Annotated in this window: 16 protein-coding genes; 6 read left to right on the top strand and 10 right to left on the bottom strand. The window is 69.3% G+C overall.

Annotation, left to right across the window (positions count from 1 at the left end; genetic code table 11):
* Positions 1 to 5: 5 nt before the first annotated feature.
* Positions 6 to 1,016: a Gfo/Idh/MocA family protein gene (locus ACZ7CH_RS00215; protein WP_470372866.1), complete on the bottom strand. Its 1,011-nt coding sequence runs from the start codon at positions 1,014 to 1,016 to the stop codon at positions 6 to 8.
* Between the two features lie 195 nt (positions 1,017 to 1,211).
* Between ACZ7CH_RS00215 and ACZ7CH_RS00210 the strand changes: the two genes are divergently transcribed.
* The 3 genes from ACZ7CH_RS00210 to ACZ7CH_RS00200 are packed head-to-tail and all read left to right on the top strand — an operon-like array spanning position 1,212 to position 3,141.
* Positions 1,212 to 1,901, top strand: coding sequence for a glycosyltransferase family 2 protein (locus ACZ7CH_RS00210; RefSeq protein ID WP_360396962.1), 690 nt, complete (start codon positions 1,212 to 1,214; stop codon positions 1,899 to 1,901).
* Position 1,902: 1 nt separating this feature from the next.
* The gene (locus tag ACZ7CH_RS00205; protein ID WP_360396961.1) at positions 1,903 to 2,250 is read left to right on the top strand and encodes a DUF2304 domain-containing protein; all 348 of its coding nucleotides are present in this window, start codon (positions 1,903 to 1,905) and stop codon (positions 2,248 to 2,250) included.
* A gap of 3 nt (positions 2,251 to 2,253) precedes the next feature.
* The gene (locus tag ACZ7CH_RS00200; RefSeq protein ID WP_360396960.1) at positions 2,254 to 3,141 is read left to right on the top strand and encodes a glycosyltransferase family 2 protein; all 888 of its coding nucleotides are present in this window, start codon (positions 2,254 to 2,256) and stop codon (positions 3,139 to 3,141) included.
* 70 nt (positions 3,142 to 3,211) lie between these two features.
* Here ACZ7CH_RS00200 and ACZ7CH_RS00195 read toward each other — a convergent pair whose 3' ends face one another.
* A complete protein-coding gene (locus ACZ7CH_RS00195; protein WP_470372865.1) occupies positions 3,212 to 4,510 on the bottom strand; it encodes a hypothetical protein in 1,299 nt (432 codons plus the stop codon).
* A gap of 97 nt (positions 4,511 to 4,607) precedes the next feature.
* On the opposite strand from ACZ7CH_RS00195, the gene glf reads away from it, so the two are divergent.
* Both glf and ACZ7CH_RS00185 read left to right on the top strand, forming a co-directional pair.
* Positions 4,608 to 5,795, top strand: coding sequence for a UDP-galactopyranose mutase (glf, locus tag ACZ7CH_RS00190; RefSeq protein ID WP_360396958.1), 1,188 nt, complete (start codon positions 4,608 to 4,610; stop codon positions 5,793 to 5,795).
* Between the two features lie 184 nt (positions 5,796 to 5,979).
* Positions 5,980 to 7,881, top strand: a complete 1,902-nt coding sequence (locus ACZ7CH_RS00185; RefSeq protein ID WP_458429752.1) for a glycosyltransferase — start codon at positions 5,980 to 5,982, stop codon at positions 7,879 to 7,881.
* Between the two features lie 54 nt (positions 7,882 to 7,935).
* Here ACZ7CH_RS00185 and ACZ7CH_RS00180 read toward each other — a convergent pair whose 3' ends face one another.
* From ACZ7CH_RS00180 to ACZ7CH_RS00145, 8 genes are all read right to left on the bottom strand, one after another.
* A complete protein-coding gene (locus ACZ7CH_RS00180; protein ID WP_470369705.1) occupies positions 7,936 to 8,748 on the bottom strand; it encodes a carbohydrate ABC transporter permease in 813 nt (270 codons plus the stop codon).
* A complete protein-coding gene (locus ACZ7CH_RS00175) occupies positions 8,745 to 9,623 on the bottom strand; it encodes a carbohydrate ABC transporter permease (RefSeq protein ID WP_470372864.1) in 879 nt (292 codons plus the stop codon). Before ACZ7CH_RS00175 ends, ACZ7CH_RS00180 begins: the two co-directional genes overlap by 4 nt.
* A complete protein-coding gene (locus ACZ7CH_RS00170) occupies positions 9,620 to 10,828 on the bottom strand; it encodes an ABC transporter substrate-binding protein (protein ID WP_470373177.1) in 1,209 nt (402 codons plus the stop codon). Before ACZ7CH_RS00170 ends, ACZ7CH_RS00175 begins: the two co-directional genes overlap by 4 nt.
* 106 nt (positions 10,829 to 10,934) lie before the next feature.
* Positions 10,935 to 12,875: a DUF6541 family protein gene (locus tag ACZ7CH_RS00165; protein WP_470372863.1), complete on the bottom strand. Its 1,941-nt coding sequence runs from the start codon at positions 12,873 to 12,875 to the stop codon at positions 10,935 to 10,937.
* Positions 12,876 to 12,916: 41 nt separating this feature from the next.
* On the bottom strand, positions 12,917 to 13,819 hold the full coding sequence (gene glfT1 / locus ACZ7CH_RS00160) for a galactofuranosyltransferase GlfT1 (protein WP_470372862.1): 903 nt from the start codon (positions 13,817 to 13,819) through the stop codon (positions 12,917 to 12,919).
* On the bottom strand, positions 13,816 to 14,622 hold the full coding sequence (wzt, locus tag ACZ7CH_RS00155; RefSeq protein ID WP_360396951.1) for a galactan export ABC transporter ATP-binding subunit Wzt/RfbE: 807 nt from the start codon (positions 14,620 to 14,622) through the stop codon (positions 13,816 to 13,818). Before wzt ends, glfT1 begins: the two co-directional genes overlap by 4 nt.
* Positions 14,623 to 14,637: 15 nt before the next feature.
* Positions 14,638 to 15,558: a galactan export ABC transporter permease subunit Wzm/RfbD gene (gene wzm, locus ACZ7CH_RS00150; protein ID WP_360396950.1), complete on the bottom strand. Its 921-nt coding sequence runs from the start codon at positions 15,556 to 15,558 to the stop codon at positions 14,638 to 14,640.
* 102 nt (positions 15,559 to 15,660) lie between these two features.
* Complete coding sequence (locus tag ACZ7CH_RS00145) at positions 15,661 to 16,146, bottom strand: bacterial proteasome activator family protein (protein ID WP_458429749.1); 486 nt, start codon at positions 16,144 to 16,146, stop codon at positions 15,661 to 15,663.
* Between the two features lie 91 nt (positions 16,147 to 16,237).
* Between ACZ7CH_RS00145 and ACZ7CH_RS00140 the strand changes: the two genes are divergently transcribed.
* Entirely contained in the window at positions 16,238 to 17,437 is a 1,200-nt protein-coding gene (locus tag ACZ7CH_RS00140; protein WP_360396949.1) for a cysteine desulfurase-like protein, read from the top strand.
* The last annotated feature ends 6 nt before the right edge of the window (positions 17,438 to 17,443 follow it).

The raw sequence follows: 17,443 nt of genomic DNA, 5'->3' as shown, positions 1-17,443 counted from the left end.
CTCAGTTATGCGTTCACTACGGGCACGAAAGTGCCGCCCTGGGCAAGGCTCTGGGATGCGGCCTCGAGCTGCGCGAGCACGCGGAGGCCCGCCCGCCCGTCGGTGAGCGGCGCGCGCTTCTCGGTGATCGCCGCGGCGAACTCCGCCATCACGGCGCGCAGGGCCTCGCCACCCTTGAGGGCGGGCGCCACGGCGTCGCCGATGCGGTAGGAGATGCGGCGTTCCTCGTCGGTCGGCCAGTCGACACCGCGGTCGTAGACGGCCAGCGGCTGCGTCGGGTCCAGGTCGTTCCACACGGCGGTCTTGCTGGAGCCGCCCACGATCATCGTGCGGATCTTGGTGGGGGACAGCCAGTTCACGTGCGCATGCGCGATCGCCCCGTTGGACAGCTGCACCGAGAGGTACGCCACACAGGCGCGGCCCAGGTTCGCCGGGTCGGAGCCGTGGGCGGCGATGGCGACCGGGCGCACGCCGTCGGGGAGGATCGCGTCGAGGATCGACAGGTCGTGCGGGGCGAGGTCCCACAGCACGTCGATGTCGGGCTGCACGAGACCCAGGTTGATGCGCACCGAGTCGACGTACTGCAGCTCGCCGAGCTCACCGCCGCGCACGAGCTCGCGCAGGTGCTGCACGACCGGCGTGTAGACGAAGGTGTGGTCGAGCATGAGGGTGAGTCCGCGCTGCTCAGCGGCCTCGACCAGCTTCAGGCCGTCGGCGTAGGACGACGCCAGCGGCTTCTCGACGAGCACGTGCTTGCCCGCCTCGATCGCGGCGAGCGCGACGGGGAGGTGGGTGGCGGCGGGGGTGGCCACGGCCACGGCCTCGACCTCGGGGTCGGCCAGCACCTCGTCCAGGGACCCGCTGACCTTCACCGTGCTGTACTTGCCCAGCACCTGCTGGGCGCGCTCCACGTTCAGGTCGCACAGGGTGGTCAACCGGAAGTCCGGGGTCGCCTGGATGTTCCGCACCAGGTTCGGGCCCCAGTAACCGGCGCCGACGACGGCCACACCAACCATCGAGAAGTCCTCTCCAAGATCGGAAAACCCCTGACCAAGGCGCAGACCGATCGGGTCGCGCGGGTACCGCGGTGGTGGCCGGGGCAGTACCCGAGGCAGTGTAGAGGGGTGCCGTTGCAGTACGCTCCGGCCGGGTCGTGCGTGCGACGTGTGACGACCCCGTCCCCCATGTAGCGGCTTCTTTGGAGTTCCGTTGTGACCGATTGGCCAGACGTGTGGCTCATCGTCCCTTGCTACAACGAGGGGCAGGTCATCGAAGAGGTCGTCCGCCACGCGCGCCAGACGTTCCCGAACATCGTGTGCGTCGACGACGGCAGCAAGGACGACTCCGCGCAGGGCATCCGCGCCGGCGGTGCCCACCTCGTGCAGCACCCGGTCAACCTCGGTCAGGGCGCCGCCATCCAGACCGGCATCGAGTACGCCCGCAAGCAGCCGGGCGCCAAGTACTTCGTGACCTTCGACGCCGACGGCCAGCACCGCGTCGAGGACGTCCTCACGATGCTGGAGCGGCTGCGGTCCGAGGACGTCGACATCGTCGTCGGCACGCGCTTCCGCGGCGACGTGCAGGAGAGCGTCCCGCTGATCAAGCGGATCGTGCTGAAGACGGTCGTGCTGCTGAGCCCGCGCACGCGCAAGCTCGGCCTGACCGACGCCCACAACGGGCTGCGCGTCTTCAACAAGAAGGTCGCCGACGAGATGAACATCACCCTCAACGGCATGGGGCACGCGTCGGAGATCGTCGAGCTCATCGCCGTGCGGAACTGGCGGGTGACCGAGGAGCCGGTGACGATCCTCTACACCGAGTACTCGATGTCCAAGGGCCAGTCGCTGATCAACGGCGTCAACATCCTCTTCGACACGATGCTGAAGGGCCGGGCGCACTGACATGCCTATTCAGTACATCCTCGTCCTCCTCGTCGCGGGCCTGCTGATCCTCTTCGTGCGCAAGCGGGGCAACGCGAAGTCGGCAGCGAGCGTCAAGCTGGCGTTCATCCTGTTCGTGGTCTTCGGCGTCTACTCGGTGCTCCGGCCGAGCGACCTCACGGTCATCGCCGGCTGGCTCGGCGTCGGCCGCGGCACCGACCTGCTGCTGTACGGCGTGGTCATCGTGTTCACCGCCGCGACCCTGAACACCTACCTGCGGTTCAAGGAGCTCGAGCTGCGCTACGCGCGGCTGGCGAGGGCGATCGCGATCCGCCAGGCCGAGCCGCCGACCGAGGAAGCTGGGAAGTAAGTCATGACCGTCCACTTCGTGGCGCCGTACTACCTCGAGCCGAAGATCCTCTTCGAGATGATCGACAGCGTGTGCGCGCAGACCCGTGACGAGTGGCTGCTCACGGTCGTCGACGACCAGTACCCCGGCACCGCGGCCGAGGACTACATCAGGGAGATCGGCGACCCGCGCATCGAGTACGTGCGCAACGAGGTCAACCTGGGCGCGACGGAGAACGTCACCAGGTCCATGTCCATGGGCCGGGGCACGTACCTGGTCGTGCTGGGCGCGGACGACGCGCTGGAGCCGAACTACGTCGAGGTCGTGCTCGGCATGTTCGAGCGGCACCCGAACGCGATCATGGCCCACCCCGGCGTGATCGTGGTCGACGACAACAGCAAGCCGCACGACCCGCTGCCGCTGGCCGACCGCGTGAAGGTCTTCGCGGGCCGCAACGCGTGGAAGCAGCGCGAGCTGGACGGCCCCGAGGCGCTGGCCAGCCTGATGAACGGCAACTGGCTGTACGTGCCGGCCATGGCCTTCCGCCAGGACGTCGTCGCGGGCACCACCATCCGCCACGACTTCGGCTCGATCGGCGACCTCGGCTGGGTCACGGACCTGCTGCTGGAGGGCGGCACCCTGGCGCTCGACCCGACGCCGGTGTTCCGCTACCGCCGCCACATGGCGAGCCACTCGTCCAACCACGCCAAGGACGTCATCCGGTTCGACGAGGAGAAGCACTTCTACCTCGACGCCGCGAAGCGCCTGGAGGCGAAGGGCTGGACGAAGGCGGCCCGCGCGGCCCGCCTGCACGTCTTCAGCCGCCTGCACGCGATGCAGTCCGCTCTGGACGCCCTCAAGGGCGGCGACGTGAAGCGGACGATGGCGCTGGCCAAGCGCGGCCTGAGCTGACCCGCTCCACACGCTGAACGCCGAAGCGGCCCCCGTCACCGACGGGGGCCGCTTCGCGTTCGGGCCGTTCTCAGCGTTCGGCGGCGGCGACCGCGTCGCTGCGCTGCTGCGCCGCGGCGGACAACCGGAAGAAGCTGACCAAGATCACGAGCAGCGTCAGCGCAGGCCCCACGACCTGCGCGGCGGCCGCCATCGTGGGCACGTCCCCCGGCAGCAGCGCGAAGCCGAACGTCGACGCGGTGCCGATGGCCCACGCGATCGTGATGGTGCGGTCGTGGCCCATCGCGACGAGCGCCGGTTGCACGGCGAACACGCCGATGAGCACCACCGTGCCGAACGCCAGCAGGCCCATGACCAGCGCGGTCAGCGTCGAGGTGTCGGTGGCCATGAACACCCGCAGCACCCACGAGCCGACCAGCACGAACAGCACGGAGTAGACGAGGCCCACCGCCGTGACCGCGCCGAGCGTCAGCATGATGCGGCGCTTGACGAAGGCGAAGTCGCCCCTGGTCACGGCGGCCGTGAGGGCGGGCAGCAACATCGTCTGCACCGGGAAGAACGCGAGCTGCGGGATGCGGGCGACCACCACGGCCTGGGCGAACGCCAGCGCCACCACGCTGCCCTCGCCGAGGCGGGAGGACACCATCAGCGGCGCGAGGTTCGGCAGCAGCTGGGCCAGCAGGCTGGCCGTCGCGAGCGCGGCGAGCGCCTTGGTCAGCAGCGGCACCTCGCCGGGGACGCGGTCGTCGCCCCCGCTCGGGGCGGCGCGCAGCCACAGCAGGCCGGCACCCACGGCGACCAGCGAGCTCGCGAGGTAGCCGATGCCGAAGACCCACGCCGACGACACGTGCCCGAACACCAGCAGCGACACGACCACGATCCGCGCGCCGCCCTCGACCATCAGCGACACGGCGTAGCCGGTGAACCGCTGCAGGCCGCCGAGCGCGCCGCGGACGATGCTCAGCGCCGCGAGGATCGCCGGGGTGGCCAAGACCCCCAGGAACAGGCCCCAGTCGCCGTACAGGGTGTTGGGCAGCAGGTACGGCGACATCAGCAGCAGGCCCGCCATCACGACGCCCACGAGCGCCGCGCCGCCGATGCACGTCTTGCGCACGACCGGGCGCAGCGCGTGCCCGGAGGCGACGGCCGCGCTCACCGACCGGCTGGTGACCTGTTCCAGCGCGAAGAAGATGCCGGGACCGACCACGTTGACCACGAAGTAGAAGTTCGTCGCGCGCAGCGCCTCGCTCGTGACGAGCGTGCGGCTGGTCAGCGTGACGAACAGGTACCCGGCCAGGCCGAAGACGCCGAGCCCGGCCGCCATCAGGACAGGAGGGCTGAGCAGCTTGGGACGTACCGAGAACAGCACCCGGCCACCTTAGACAGTGCCCGCGCACGCCTGAGCGGAAGGCGGCGCTGAGGGGGCGTCGGCAGCGGTGGCCGCCGTCACGGCTACCCTCTTGTGGGTGAGCTTCGCAGGTTATGACCTGATTGTCGTCGGTTCCGGGTTCTTCGGTCTCACGGTCGCCGAGCGCACCGCGTCCCAGCTGAACAAGCGGGTCCTGGTGCTCGATCGTCGTGACCACATCGGTGGTAACGCCTACTCCGAGGCGGAGCCCGAGACAGGGATCGAGGTGCACCGCTACGGCGCGCACCTGTTCCACACGTCCAACAAGCGCGTGTGGGAGTACGTGAACCAGTTCACCGAGTTCACCGGCTACCAGCACCGCGTGTTCGCGATGCACAACGGTCAGGCGTACCAGTTCCCGATGGGCCTGGGCCTGCTCTCGCAGTTCGTCGGCCGGTACATGTCGCCGGAGGACGCGAAGGCCTACATCGCCGAGCAGTCCGCGGAGATCGACACCAAGGACGCGAAGAACCTCGAGGAGAAGGCGATCTCGCTGATCGGCCGCCCCCTCTACGAGGCGTTCATCAAGGCCTACACGCAGAAGCAGTGGCAGACCGACCCGAAGGAGCTGCCCGCGGCGGTCATCACCCGCCTGCCGGTGCGCTACACCTTCGACAACCGCTACTTCAACGACACCTACGAGGGCCTGCCGGTCGACGGCTACACCGCGTGGCTCGAGAAGATGGCGGACCACCCGAACATCGACGTGAAGCTGTCGACGGACTTCTTCGACGTGCGCGACGAGATCCCCGCGGGCACGCCGATCGTCTACACCGGCCCGCTGGACCGGTACTTCGACTACTCCGAGGGCTGGCTGGGCTGGCGGACGCTCGACTTCGAGCAGGAAGTGCTGCCGATCGGCGACTTCCAGGGCACGCCGGTCATGAACTACAACGACGCGGACGTCCCGTACACCCGCATCCACGAGTTCCGGCACTTCCACCCCGAGCGCGACACCTACCCGTCGGACAAGACGGTCATCGTCCGCGAGTTCTCCCGGTCGGCGGAGAAGGACGACGAGCCGTACTACCCGATCAACACGGCCGAGGACCGCGAGAAGCTCGAGCGCTACCGCGAGCTCGCGAAGGCCGAAGCCGCGGAGAAGAACGTGATCTTCGGCGGCCGCCTCGGCACGTACAAGTACCTCGACATGCACATGGCGATCGGTTCCGCCCTGAGCGTGTTCGACAACAAGATCGCCCCGCACCTCAGCGGGGGCGCCGCGCTCGACGGTTCACTCGACTGATGTGATTAGCCCGCCTGACCTGCGGTAACCTGTGGTTCAGGCGGGCTTTTCCGTGCCCATCTCCTACCATGCAACCCGACGGCACGCACGCCGCGTTCACCTGGTGTGGCAGGTGCCGTCGTCGCCATCGACTGAGCTGACTCGAACCGTCGACGCACCCGTGGCGGTTCGCCGGAGGAAGCACGTGACTGAGCAGGCCAAGGCCAAGGCCGCCGTTAAGACGATCGACCCGACGAAGGTCCTCCAGCGCGTGATCCTGCCGCGCGACGAGGACCCGCTCGACGTCCGACCGCTGTACCTCGACGAGCCCGAGCACGTGCACAGCCACGTGTCCTCGCGCCAGGCGGTCACCATCCCGCAGTCCGCGCGGGTCTCGTTCGCCTCGTACTTCAACGCGTTCCCCGCTGCCTACTGGCGGCGCTGGACGGTCATCGACGACGTCGTGCTGCGCATGTCCGTGCGCGGCGCCGGCCGCATCGACGTCTACCGCTCCAAGCCCAGCGGCGACATCGTGCACCTCGAAGGCACCACGGTCCGCAGCCCCAAGACCGCGACCGAGGTCACCTTCAAGATCAACCTGAAGCCGTACGAGGACGGCGGCTGGATCTGGTTCGACGTCTTCACCGACGACTCGACGCTGGAGATCGACCACGCGGCGTGGACCACCGAGCAGGACCTGCCCGCGCAGAAGGTCGCCATCGGCATGACGACCATGCGCCCGGTCGACGCGGTCATCGCGCTGCGCACGCTCGGCGAGGACCCGGCCGTGCTCGACGTCGTGCAGAAGGTCTTCGTCGCCGACCAGGGCGCCGTGAAGGTCCGCGACACCGAGGGCTTCGCCGAGGCCGCCGCGGTGCTGGGCGACCGCCTGGAGGTCATCGAGCAGGAGAACCTCGGCGGCTCCGGCGGCTTCACCCGCGGCCTGTACGAGGCGATCGAGCACACCGACGTCGACCAGATCATGCTCATGGACGACGACATCCGCCTGGAGCCGGACGCGCTGCTGCGGTCCAACGCGTTCGCGCGCGCCGCCGCCCAGCCGGTCATCGTCGGCAGCCACATGCTGAACCTGCAGGCCCGCTCCCGGCTGCACAGCATGGGCGAGGTCGTCGACCTGGGCACCTGCTTCTGGCGGGCCGCCCCCGGCGCGCTCACCGACCACGACTTCGGCGCGTCCTCGCTGCGGGAGACCGCGGAGATGCACACCCGCATCGACTCGACCTACAACGGCTGGTGGATGTGCCTGTTCCCGCGTGAGGTCGTGCAGCGCACCGGCTACCCGCTGCCGCTGTTCATCAAGTGGGACGACGCGGAGTACTCGCTGCGCGCGCTCGACCGCGGCTACCCGACGGTGTCGCTGCCCGGCTCGGCCGTGTGGCACATGCCGTGGACGGACAAGAACGACGCCACCGACTGGCAGGCGTACTTCCACACCCGCAACCGGCTCGTCCTGGCCGCGCTGCACAGCCCGTACGACGTGCGCAAGACGCTGCTCAAGCAGGGTCTGAAGCAGTCGCTGGTGCACCTGCTGTCGATGGAGTACTCGACCGTCGCGATCCAGCAGAAGGCGCTGGAGGACTTCCTCGCGGGCCCGTCGAAGCTGTTCGAGTCGCTGCGCACGGCCCTGCCGGAGATCCGCGAGCTGCGCAAGAACTTCCAGGACGCGCAGACCCTGCCGTCGGCCCGCGAGTTCCCGCCGCCGACCTTCGACATGGTCCGCACCGAGCAGATGCTCAGCAGGCCCTCGAACAAGGTCGTCATGGCCCGCGAGGCCGGCAAGGCCGTGCTGCACAACCTGCGCAGCCCGCAGCCGTCGACCACGGCCCGCCCGCAGGTCAACGTGCCGTCGGCGAACGCGCGCTGGTACCTGCTGGGCAACCTGGACAGCGCGACGGTCTCGCACCCGGACGGCAGCGGTGTCGCGTTCCGCAAGCGCGACCCGAAGGAGTTCCGCGCACTGATGAAGCGCGCGGTCGCCAACTACCGCCGGCTGTCCGCGGAATGGCCGCGGATGCAGAAGATGTACCGCGACGCGCTGCCGGAGCTGACCTCCGTCGAGTCGTGGCGCAAGGTCTTCGAGAACTGATCCGCTGAACGGTCGACGGGCCCCGCTGTTGTGCAGCGGGGCCCGTCGCCGTTCTCAGCCCTTCACACCGGTCTCGGTGACCCCGCGCACCAGGAACCGTTGCAGCGCCACGAACACGACCACCAGCGGGGTGATGGACACGGCCGCGGCGAGGAACAGCTGCACGACGTCGATCGACTGCGCGGTCAGGAACGTCGACAGCGCCACCTGCACCGTCCACGAGTCCTGGTCCTGTGCGATCACCAGCGGCCACAGGAACTGGTTCCAGCTCGTCACGAACGCGATCACGCCCAGCGCCGCGAAGAACCCCTTGGAGTTCGGCACGACCACCCGCCAGTACGTGCCCCAGTGCCCGAGCCCGTCGATCCGCGCCGCCTCCTCGACCTCGCGCGGGAAGTTGAGGAAGTACTGCCGGAACAGGAACGTCGTGAACCCGCTGAACAGGCCCGGGATCACCAGCCCGCGCAGGTCGGACACCCAGCCCAGGGTCGACACCACCACGAACGTCGGCACGAACGTCACCGCCGCCGGGATCATCAGCGTCGCGACCACCAGCACCAGCACGACGTTCGAGTAGCGGTACGGGATGCGCGCCAGCCCGTAGCCCGCGAGCCCGCACAGCAGCAGCTGCCCCGCGGTCTGCAGCACCGCCACCACCAGCGAGTTCACCATGCTGCGCAGCAGCGGCACCGCCGGGTTCGCGAAGAGCTCGCCGAAGTTCTCCCAGCGGATCCGCTCCGGCCAGAACGTCCACGTCGGCGCGGTCAGCTCGGCCTCGGTGGCCAGCCCGTTGCGCAGCACCAGGTAGAACGGGACCAGGAACAGCACCGCCGCCACCGACAGCGCGAGGTACCGGAGCACCCTCATCGCGTGAACACCCGCCCCTGCACCAACGTGACTCCCGCGACCAGCAACGTCAGGATGACCGCGCCCGCGCTGCCGTGCCCGAAGTCCTGGCCACCGCTGCCCAGCGCCGTGTAGTAGAGGTAGATCAACGGTGGCCGTGCGAACGGCGGGTAGCCGCGGTCGGTGCCCAGCACGTTGTAGAACTCGTCGAACGCCTGGTAGGCCGCGACGAGCAGCAACAGCAGCACCGCCACCGACGTCGTGCGCAGCTGCGGCATCGTGACGTACCGCAACGACTGCCAGCCGCGCGACGCCCCGTCGATCCACGCCGCCTCGTAGAGGTGCTGCGGAATCCGTTGCAGGCCGGCGATGAACAGGATCATGTAGAACCCGAGCTGCAACCACAGCCGCAGCGTCACCAGCACCAGCCAGTACCAGGGCGGTGACGTCGACACCGTCCACGCCACGGGTTCCGCGCCGAACCAGCCCAGCACCGTGTTCGCCAGCCCGAACCGCACCCCGTTGAAGATCGACAGCTTCCACACCAGCGACGCCACGACGTACGAGCACGCCGTCGGCAGGAAGAACACCGACCGGAAGAACGCCTTCATGAAGCTGATCTGGTTGACCAGCAACGCGAGCGCCAGCGCCAGCATGAACGTCAACGGCACGATGAACGCCGCGAACACGCTGAACGTCCCGAGGCTCGCCAGGAACGGCTGGTCGGTCAGCATGTCGGCGTAGTTGCGCAGCCCCACGAACTCCGTCGGCGTCACCGTGTTGCGCGCCTCGAAGAACGACAGCAGCACGCTCCAGCCGATCGGCACGTACACGAACACGAGCAGTCCGGCGGCGAACGGGCCGACGAACAGCCAGAACGCCCTGCCGTGCCTCATCCGTAGAGGCGCTTCAGCTCGTCCCGCGCCTTCGCGGCAGCGGCCCGCAGCTCCGCGTCGGCCGGTGCGCCGTCCCGCACGACCCGCGACACCGCGTCGTTGAACGCCGTCCGCGTCGTCGAGGTCCAGTCCGGCGGGTTGGACGCCTTCGCGTTGTCCCGCACGAACTTCACCGCGTCGGCGGCCGGTCCGGCCGACAGCTTGGACGCCTTCGCCGCGATGCTGTCGCGCGGCGGGACGTGGAAGCCGTAGCTCAGGTTGAAGTCCTCCTGGTAGTCGGTCCGCTCGACCCACAGCCAGCGCACGAACTCCTTGGCCTCGTCGACCCGCTTCGACTTGGCGTTGATCATCGCGCCGAACGCCCCGACCGGCACGCTCGGCTTCCCGCTGCCGGTGAGCTTCGGGAACGGCAGCACGCCGAAGTCGTCGCCCAGCGCCTTCTGCACGGCGGGCACCGCCCACAGCCCGGTCCACTGCATGGCGACCAGCCCCTGCGTGAACGCGTCCGGCTCCGCCCAGTCCTTCACCGCGCCCAGCAGCAGACCGCCGCTGGTGTAGAGCTCGCGCAGCTTGCCGATCGCCTGCGCCGCCAGCGGGTCGTCGAACCCGACCTGGTGGTCGCGCACGTAGTCGAGGCCCACCGACCACAGCGCGGGCCCGCCCAGCACCGCACCGCCGCCGTCGTTGCCGGCGAAGAGCCCCTTCACCCCGCCGGTCGTGAGCGTGCGGACCGCGGCGACCAGCTCATCCACAGTGGACGGTGGCTGCACCCCGGCCGCACTGAGCATGCTCTTGCGGTAGAACAACATCTGCATGTCGACGGCCTGCGGGATGCCGTAGAGCTTCCCGTCGACCGTGTGCCCGGCGAGGATCGAGGCGGTGAAGTCGTCCCTGGCGGCGCCGAGCACGTCGTCGAGCGGCACGAGCTGACCCGCCCGCACCGAGCTGATCTGCGGGGTGGACTCGAAGACGTCCGGTCCGCCGTCGGACAGCAGGCTCGTCGCGAGCTTGGAGTCGTAGTCGCCGGGGTTCCACTGCACGTCGACGGGGACCTTCCCGTACGACTGGGCGTACCGCTCCACCGCCTGCTGCACACCCGGCTCGCCGTAGGCGTGGTACCACTGCTTGAGGGCCTGGCCGCTGCCGCCCCTGCCGGTGTTGGAACCGCACGCGGTGAGCAGCGCCGTCGCGCCTGCCAAGGACAGAAGTCTGCGTCGGGAAATCACCCACCCCGTCTTACTCCGATCACCCGAGGTGCGCGAGGGATTACTCGAAGTGCGCGGCGGAAGCGGCGGTTCCGCCGTCAGCAGATCACTTGGCGAGCTCGTCCCAGTCGATGCGGTACAGCTGGAACTCCGGGTTGCGGTAGACGGGGGTGAGCCCGTCGACCAGGTCCAGCTTCTGCAGGCCCTCCGCGCGCTTGAACTCCGCGATCATGCCCCAGCCGACCATCACGTACTTCACGTTGAGCGAGCGGATGGCCTCGGCGACCTGCGGGTCCTTGCCGAAGCGGTTGAACCTGTTCAGCAGCAGCTCGCGCTTCGGCGTGGCCACGCTGCCCTGGAAGTGGCCGATCACCGGACGCCGCCCCGAGATCGCGTACGACCACACGGTGCCGTCGCCGCGGTCGTTCATGATGAGCTCGCCGTCCTTGACGATCTTGCCGGTCTCCAGCAGGCCCTGGTGCTCCAGCGGCGTGAGCACCGGGCTGTCGAACGTCCACGTCATGCGGTCGGCGTTGCGCGCCGCGTAACCGTGGCTCTGGCCGAAGTAGCCACCGGCCAGCACCATCGCGACGACCGCGAGCACGGCGATGGCGGTGCGGCGCGACCTGGTCGTCTCCGGCACGCGCTGCAGCACCTTCTCGGTGACCCAGCGCGCCGCGGTCTGCAACGTCCAGCCCGCGGCCAGCGTGGCGGGCAGGATGATCACGGCAGCGAGCCGGAACCGGTCGTTCCACCACGGCGAGGTGATCGTCTGGACCCACGGGGCGTCCAGACCGGCCGCGGCGACGAGCAGGCCGAGAAACAGCGCGTAGCCCGCGACCATCCAGCGCCAGGTGCCGTCGCGCCACAGCAGCAACAGGCCGGCGAGCGTGCACAGCGCCAGCAGCCACTGCGGCCACGGCGCGTCGCTGCCGAACAGGACCGCGTCGCCGAACGCCCGCGAGACCGTGGTGACGGCGGGCCAGTTGTACGCGGCGGTGGCACCGGCCATGCTGCTCGCGCCCAGCAGGTACGCCGAGGCGAGCACGAGGATCGCGACCGCCACCACGGCGAGCCGCGGCAGCTCCCTGCGGACCCACTCGCGCGGGTCGGCGAGCAGCCGTTGCAGCACCAGGAACACGCCGAGCCCGGCGGCGACGAACACCGACGCCGAGTGCGTGGCGGTCAGACCGGCACCCAGGAACGCGACGAGCACCCCGAGCCGGTCGGCGCGGGTGTCGAGCCAGCGCACCAGCACGGCGAAGAACGGCAGCACCATGGCGAGCGCCGCCGCGTACGGGAAGAGCTGCCCCCACTGGTAGAGGTCCCAGGGGTAGTAGGCGAACGACGTGGACACCAGCGCGCTGGCGGCGGCGAACCCCGCGGCGCCACCGAAGGCCCTGACCAGCGCGATCGTGCCCAGCGGGATGGTCAGCGTGGTGGTGACGAGCATGCCCGTGTTGAGGATTCGCGGGATGTCGGCGCCGCTCACGTTGTAGACCAGCGCCTCGAAGCAGTGGTAGGCGTTCGGGTAGAAGCTGCCGCCGGGGTTGTCCGGCGCGTCGATCCAGGCCAGCGCCCGCGGGCTGGAGTTGCCGGTCTCGGCGATGAGCCGGATCGCGTTGCCGTGGAACGGCGCGTCCCAGCCCTGCGGCACGGTGGCCAGCCCGTGCGTGGCGGCGCGCAGCACCAGCACCGCGACGCACGCCGCGACGACGACCGACACGACCACCGTGAGGTGGCCGGACGTGGACCAGGGACCCTGCGGGAAGGTCAGCTCACGGCCGCGGCGGCGCAGCAGGAGCACGACCGCGCCCATGACACCGGTGATGACGACGCACCAGACGATGAAGGTCCACAGGTTCCACTGCACGCCGACCAGTGGGAACAGCGGCGCCGCGATGCCGACGAGGCTCATGGTGACGGCCGGGGCCGCTCCGATGAGCAGCCAGCCCCGCAGACCTGCGGTCGCCGCCAGCGCCAGCCCCGGTACCCAGAGCAGCACTACCGTGACCAGTGCAGCCAACAACGCGACCGCGTCGAGCATGAAATCCCTACACCTTCACCAGGGCGGCGCCGCCCGCGGCCTCACTTGCGGAAGAAGCGTTCCCTCTGGCCCAGCCGCACCAGCTTCAGCCACTCCACGAACCCCTTCGGGTCGCGCTTGACCCCGAGGAAGTACAGCCCGAACCGGAAGACCTCCAGCAGGCCGAGCTTGCGCATGCCGGGCTGCGAGAGCAGGTAGCCCCGGTTGCGGTAGGTGTAGTAGCGCTTGACCGGGTTCTCCGGGTCCTGGGCGTGGAACTTGCCGCCCAGCATCGGCTTGAACTCGTCGGAGCCGTCCGGGTGGACGTACGCGACCCGCAGCGAGGTGCCGAACGGCACGCCCGAGCGCACCATGCGGCGGTGGATCTCCACCTCGTCGCCGCGGAAGAACAGCCGGTAGTCCGGCACGCCCACGACGTCCAGGGTGGTCGCGCGGAACAGCGCACCGTTGAACAGCGACGCGATGCCCGGCAGGAAGTCGGTGCCCAGCTCGGCGGCCGAGCGCTTCCAGGTCAGCCCGCGGCGCAGGGGGAACGCGAGCTTCTCCGGCCGGTCGATGTTCGTGACGACGGGGGAGATGGCGGCGAGGTTGCGCCGTTCCGCCTCCTCCAGCAGCACCTCCAGCACGTTCTCGTCGGCGGGCCGGCCGTCGTCGTCGGCCAGCCACACCCAGTCGGCACCCAGCGACAACGCGTGCAGCATGCCGAGCGCGAACCCGCCCGCACCGCCGAGGTTGCGGTGCGAGGCGAGGTACGTGGTGGGGAGCGGGCACTGCTCGACCAGGTCGTCGACCGGTTGGTCGGGACCGTTGTCGACGACGACCAGGTGGTCGGGGACGCGCGTCTGGGTCGAGAGCGCCTTCAGCGACTCGGCCAGCAGTTCCCTGCGGTGGCGGGTGACCACCACCGCGACCACGGAGCCCTTGGGCAGTGCCTCGGTGTTCACTGCTTCTCGCCACCATTTCCGCTGAGTACGGGCGCGTCGTGGGAGAGGTGCATGCGCTCGAACGGGTCGTAACCCTTGTACGCGATGAGCACTTCCCTCAGGTCCCCGTGCATTTTGACGTGGCCCTCGTCCATCCAGATCGCGGTGTTGCAGAACTCCGCGAGGAACTCGTCGGAGTGGCTCGCGAACACCAGCAGACCGGAGCGGGCCACGAGGCCCTTGAGGCGGTCGCGGGCCTTGGCCAGGAACGCCGTGTCGACGGCGCCGATGCCCTCGTCCAGCAGCAGGATCTCCGGGTTGATCGACGTGACGACGCCCAGTGCCAGCCGGACGCGCATGCCGGTCGAGTACGTGCGCAACGGCATCGACAGGTAGTCACCGAGCTCGGTGAACTGCGCGATGTCGTCGACCCGCTTCTCCATCTCCTTGCGGCTCATGCCCAGGAACAGACCGCGGATCATGATGTTCTCGTAGCCGGAGATCTCCGGGTCCATGCCGACGCCGAGGTCGAAGACCGGAGCGACCTTGCCGACGATCCGCGACTGGCCGCGGGTCGGCTCGTAGATGCCCGCCAGCAGGCGCAGCAGCGTGGACTTGCCCGCGCCGTTGTGGCCCACCAGGCCGACGCGGTCGCCGTCCTTGAGGGACAGCGTGATGTCGTGCAGTGCCTCGATGATCGGCACCTTGCCCTCGGAGCCGATCTTGCCGCCGACCTTGCCGAGTGCGAGCTTCTTCAGTGAACGGGACTTCGCGTCGAAGATCGGGAAGTCGACCGATGCGTTCCAGACGTCAATGCTGACCATGTCTCGGCCTCCCTCTCAGACCCAGTACGAGACGCGAGCGCGGTAGTTGCGCAGGATGACGAGCGCGGCCAGCCAGCCGACGACCGTGAACCCGCCGACGACCACCCAGTGGTGCCAGTCGACGTGGTGGCCGAGCAGCGGCGCGCGGACGACCTCGACGAAGTGGTACACCGGGTTCAGCTCGGCGATCAGGACGCGCCACTGCGAGTCGCTGCCGGCGGTCTTGGTGACCTTCGTGAGGATGTCGGCGTCCCAGACGATCGGCGTCATGAAGAACACCAGGTTGATGAAGCTGTTCACGACCGGCGGGATGTCGCGGAAGCGGGTGCTGATGACGCCGAACAGCAGCGACACCCACACGGCGTTGACGGCCAGCAGCACGAAGCCGGGGATCGCCAGCAGGATGGTCCAGCTGATGCCGGGCTGCAGCGTGCCGCCGTCGGTCATCCGGTAGGGCTCCGACAGCGTGCCGAAGAAGATCACCATGACGATCAGGTAGATCACCAGGTTGTGCGCGAGGAACAGCACCTGGCGCCACACCATGCGCATCACGTGGATCGTGATCGGCGCGGGGAGGTGCTTGATCAGCCCCTCGTTCGCGATGAACACGTCGGTGCCCTCGGTGACGCAGCCGAGGATGAAGTTCCAGATGATGAAGCCCGCGGTGATGTACGGCAGGAAGGCCGGCAGCTCCGCGTCCAGCAGCACCGAGTACAGCAGACCGAGTGCGAGCGCTGTGGTCCCCATCGAGATGGTGATCCACAACGGACCGATGACCGACCGGCGGTAGCGCTGTTTGATGTCCTGCCAGCCGAGGTGGCCCCACAGTTCGCGGTGGTCCCACGCTTCCCGCACGTCGGCGAACGCGCGCTTGAAGCTGCGCGACTTGACGGCAGGGGGCGCCTCAGCTTGGTCGAGCGTACTGGTGGCTTGCACGAGGACTGAGCGTACCGGCGCCTGAGGAGGCCCTTGGACGCCGGTACGTCACGGAGTGGTCACCGCGCCCGGATGTAGGTCACCATCCGATCGAGGCAACCTTCAGAGGTACTGACCCGTCCCCTTGGGACCGAGACCCGTGTCCGCGGCGTCGCTCCCGCTGCTGCCCGCGGGCAGCGCACGGCCGCGCATCTGCTCCAGCTGGGCGCGTGCGGCCATCTGCTGGGCGAACAGCGCGGTCTGGATGCCGTGGAACAGGCCCTCCAGCCACCCGACCAGCTGCGCCTGCGCGATCCGCAGCTCCGCGTCCGAGGGCGTGCCCTCCTCCGTGAACGGGAGGGAGAGGCGCTCCAGCTCGTCGCGCAGCTCGGGCGCGAGACCGTCCTCGAGCTCGTCGATGGACCGCTTGTGGATCTCCTTGAGCCGGTTGCGGCTCGCCTCGTCCAGAGGAGCGGCCCGCACTTCCTCGAGGAGCTGCTTGATCATCGTGCCGATCCGCATGACCTTCGCCGGCTGCTCGACCAGGTCGGTGAGGTCACCACCGTCCGACGCACCGACGACCACCACTGGCTGCTGCTCCTGGTTCATGCGCTCCATCCTGGTCCTGTCGACGTTTTTGACATTAGTCGGGTGGGGGCTGGGCAACACCGAGTTTGCCCTCATACGTACGGTGTGTGGCATGGCGTTCGACGTCGCACGGGTACGAGGGCTCTTCCCCGCGCTCGGCGACGGCTGGGTGCACCTCGACGCACCGGCCGGGATGCAGGTGCCCGAGCAGGTGGCCACGGCGGTCTCCACCGCCCTGCGCGCCCCCGTCTCCGGTCCCGGTGGGCTCTTCCCCGCCTCCCAGCGGGCGGAGGCGATCGTCGACGCTGCCCGCCGTGCCGTCGCCGACCTGGTGGGGGCGGACCCCGCGGGTGTCGTGCTCGGTCCCTCCTCCGCAGTGCTGCTGCAACGCCTCGCCGACGCCATGACCGACGACTGGTTCATGGGCGACGAGGTACTGGTTTCCCGCTTGGACCACCAGGCGAACATCGCACCCTGGCTGCGCGCCACCCAGCGCACCGGCAGCGCGGTCAAGTGGGCAGAGGTCGACATCGAGACGTGCGAGCTGCCGAGCTGGCAGTACGACGAGCTCGTCACCGACCGCACGAAGCTCATCGCCATCACCGCCGCCTCCGGTGTCGTGGGCACCCGCCCGGACCTGGCGAAGATCTCGGCGGTGGCCCGCGCGCACGGCGCCGTGGTGGTGGTCGACGCCTCCTCGGCCGCGCCGTTCGTGCCGTTGGACATCGTTGGCATGGGCGCAGACGTGGTGGCTCTTTCCGCTGGTCAGTGGGGCGGTCCACCGGTCGCGGCCCTGGTGTTCCGGGACCCGTCGGTGCTGGAACGCCTGCCGTCCTGCTCGGTCGACCCGCAGGCCCGCGGCCCGGAACGCCTGGAGCTGGGCCCGCACGCCTACCCGCTGCTCGCCGGCCTCGTCGCCTCCGTGGAGTACCTGGCGGAGCTCGACGACGCCGCCACCGGCACCCGCCGGGAGCGCCTGCTCACGTCACTGGGCTCGGTGAAGGCGTACCAGGCCGGGCTCCTCGCCAACCTCATCCACGAACTGCGTTCGCTGCGCCACGTGATGGTGATCGGCGACGCCATGCGCAGAGTCCCCGCGCTGGCGTTCACGATCGCCGGGGTGAAGGCGGAGGACGGCGTCGAACACCTCGCCTCGCGCGGCGTCTGCGCCTTCGCCGACCCCGGCCAGCACGGCGTGTTCTCGGTGCTCGGTGTCGGCGAGGTCGGCGGCGCCATCCGCGTCGGACTCGCCCACTACACGAACGCGGTCGAGGTGGACGACCTGGTGCGGGCCGTGGCCGAGCTGGCCTGAGGCTTT

The sequence above is a fragment of the Lentzea sp. NPDC037011 genome (assembly GCF_055607425.1).
Note: the sequence above shows the minus strand (reverse complement) of the source record. Positions and strands in the feature narration are given on the sequence as shown.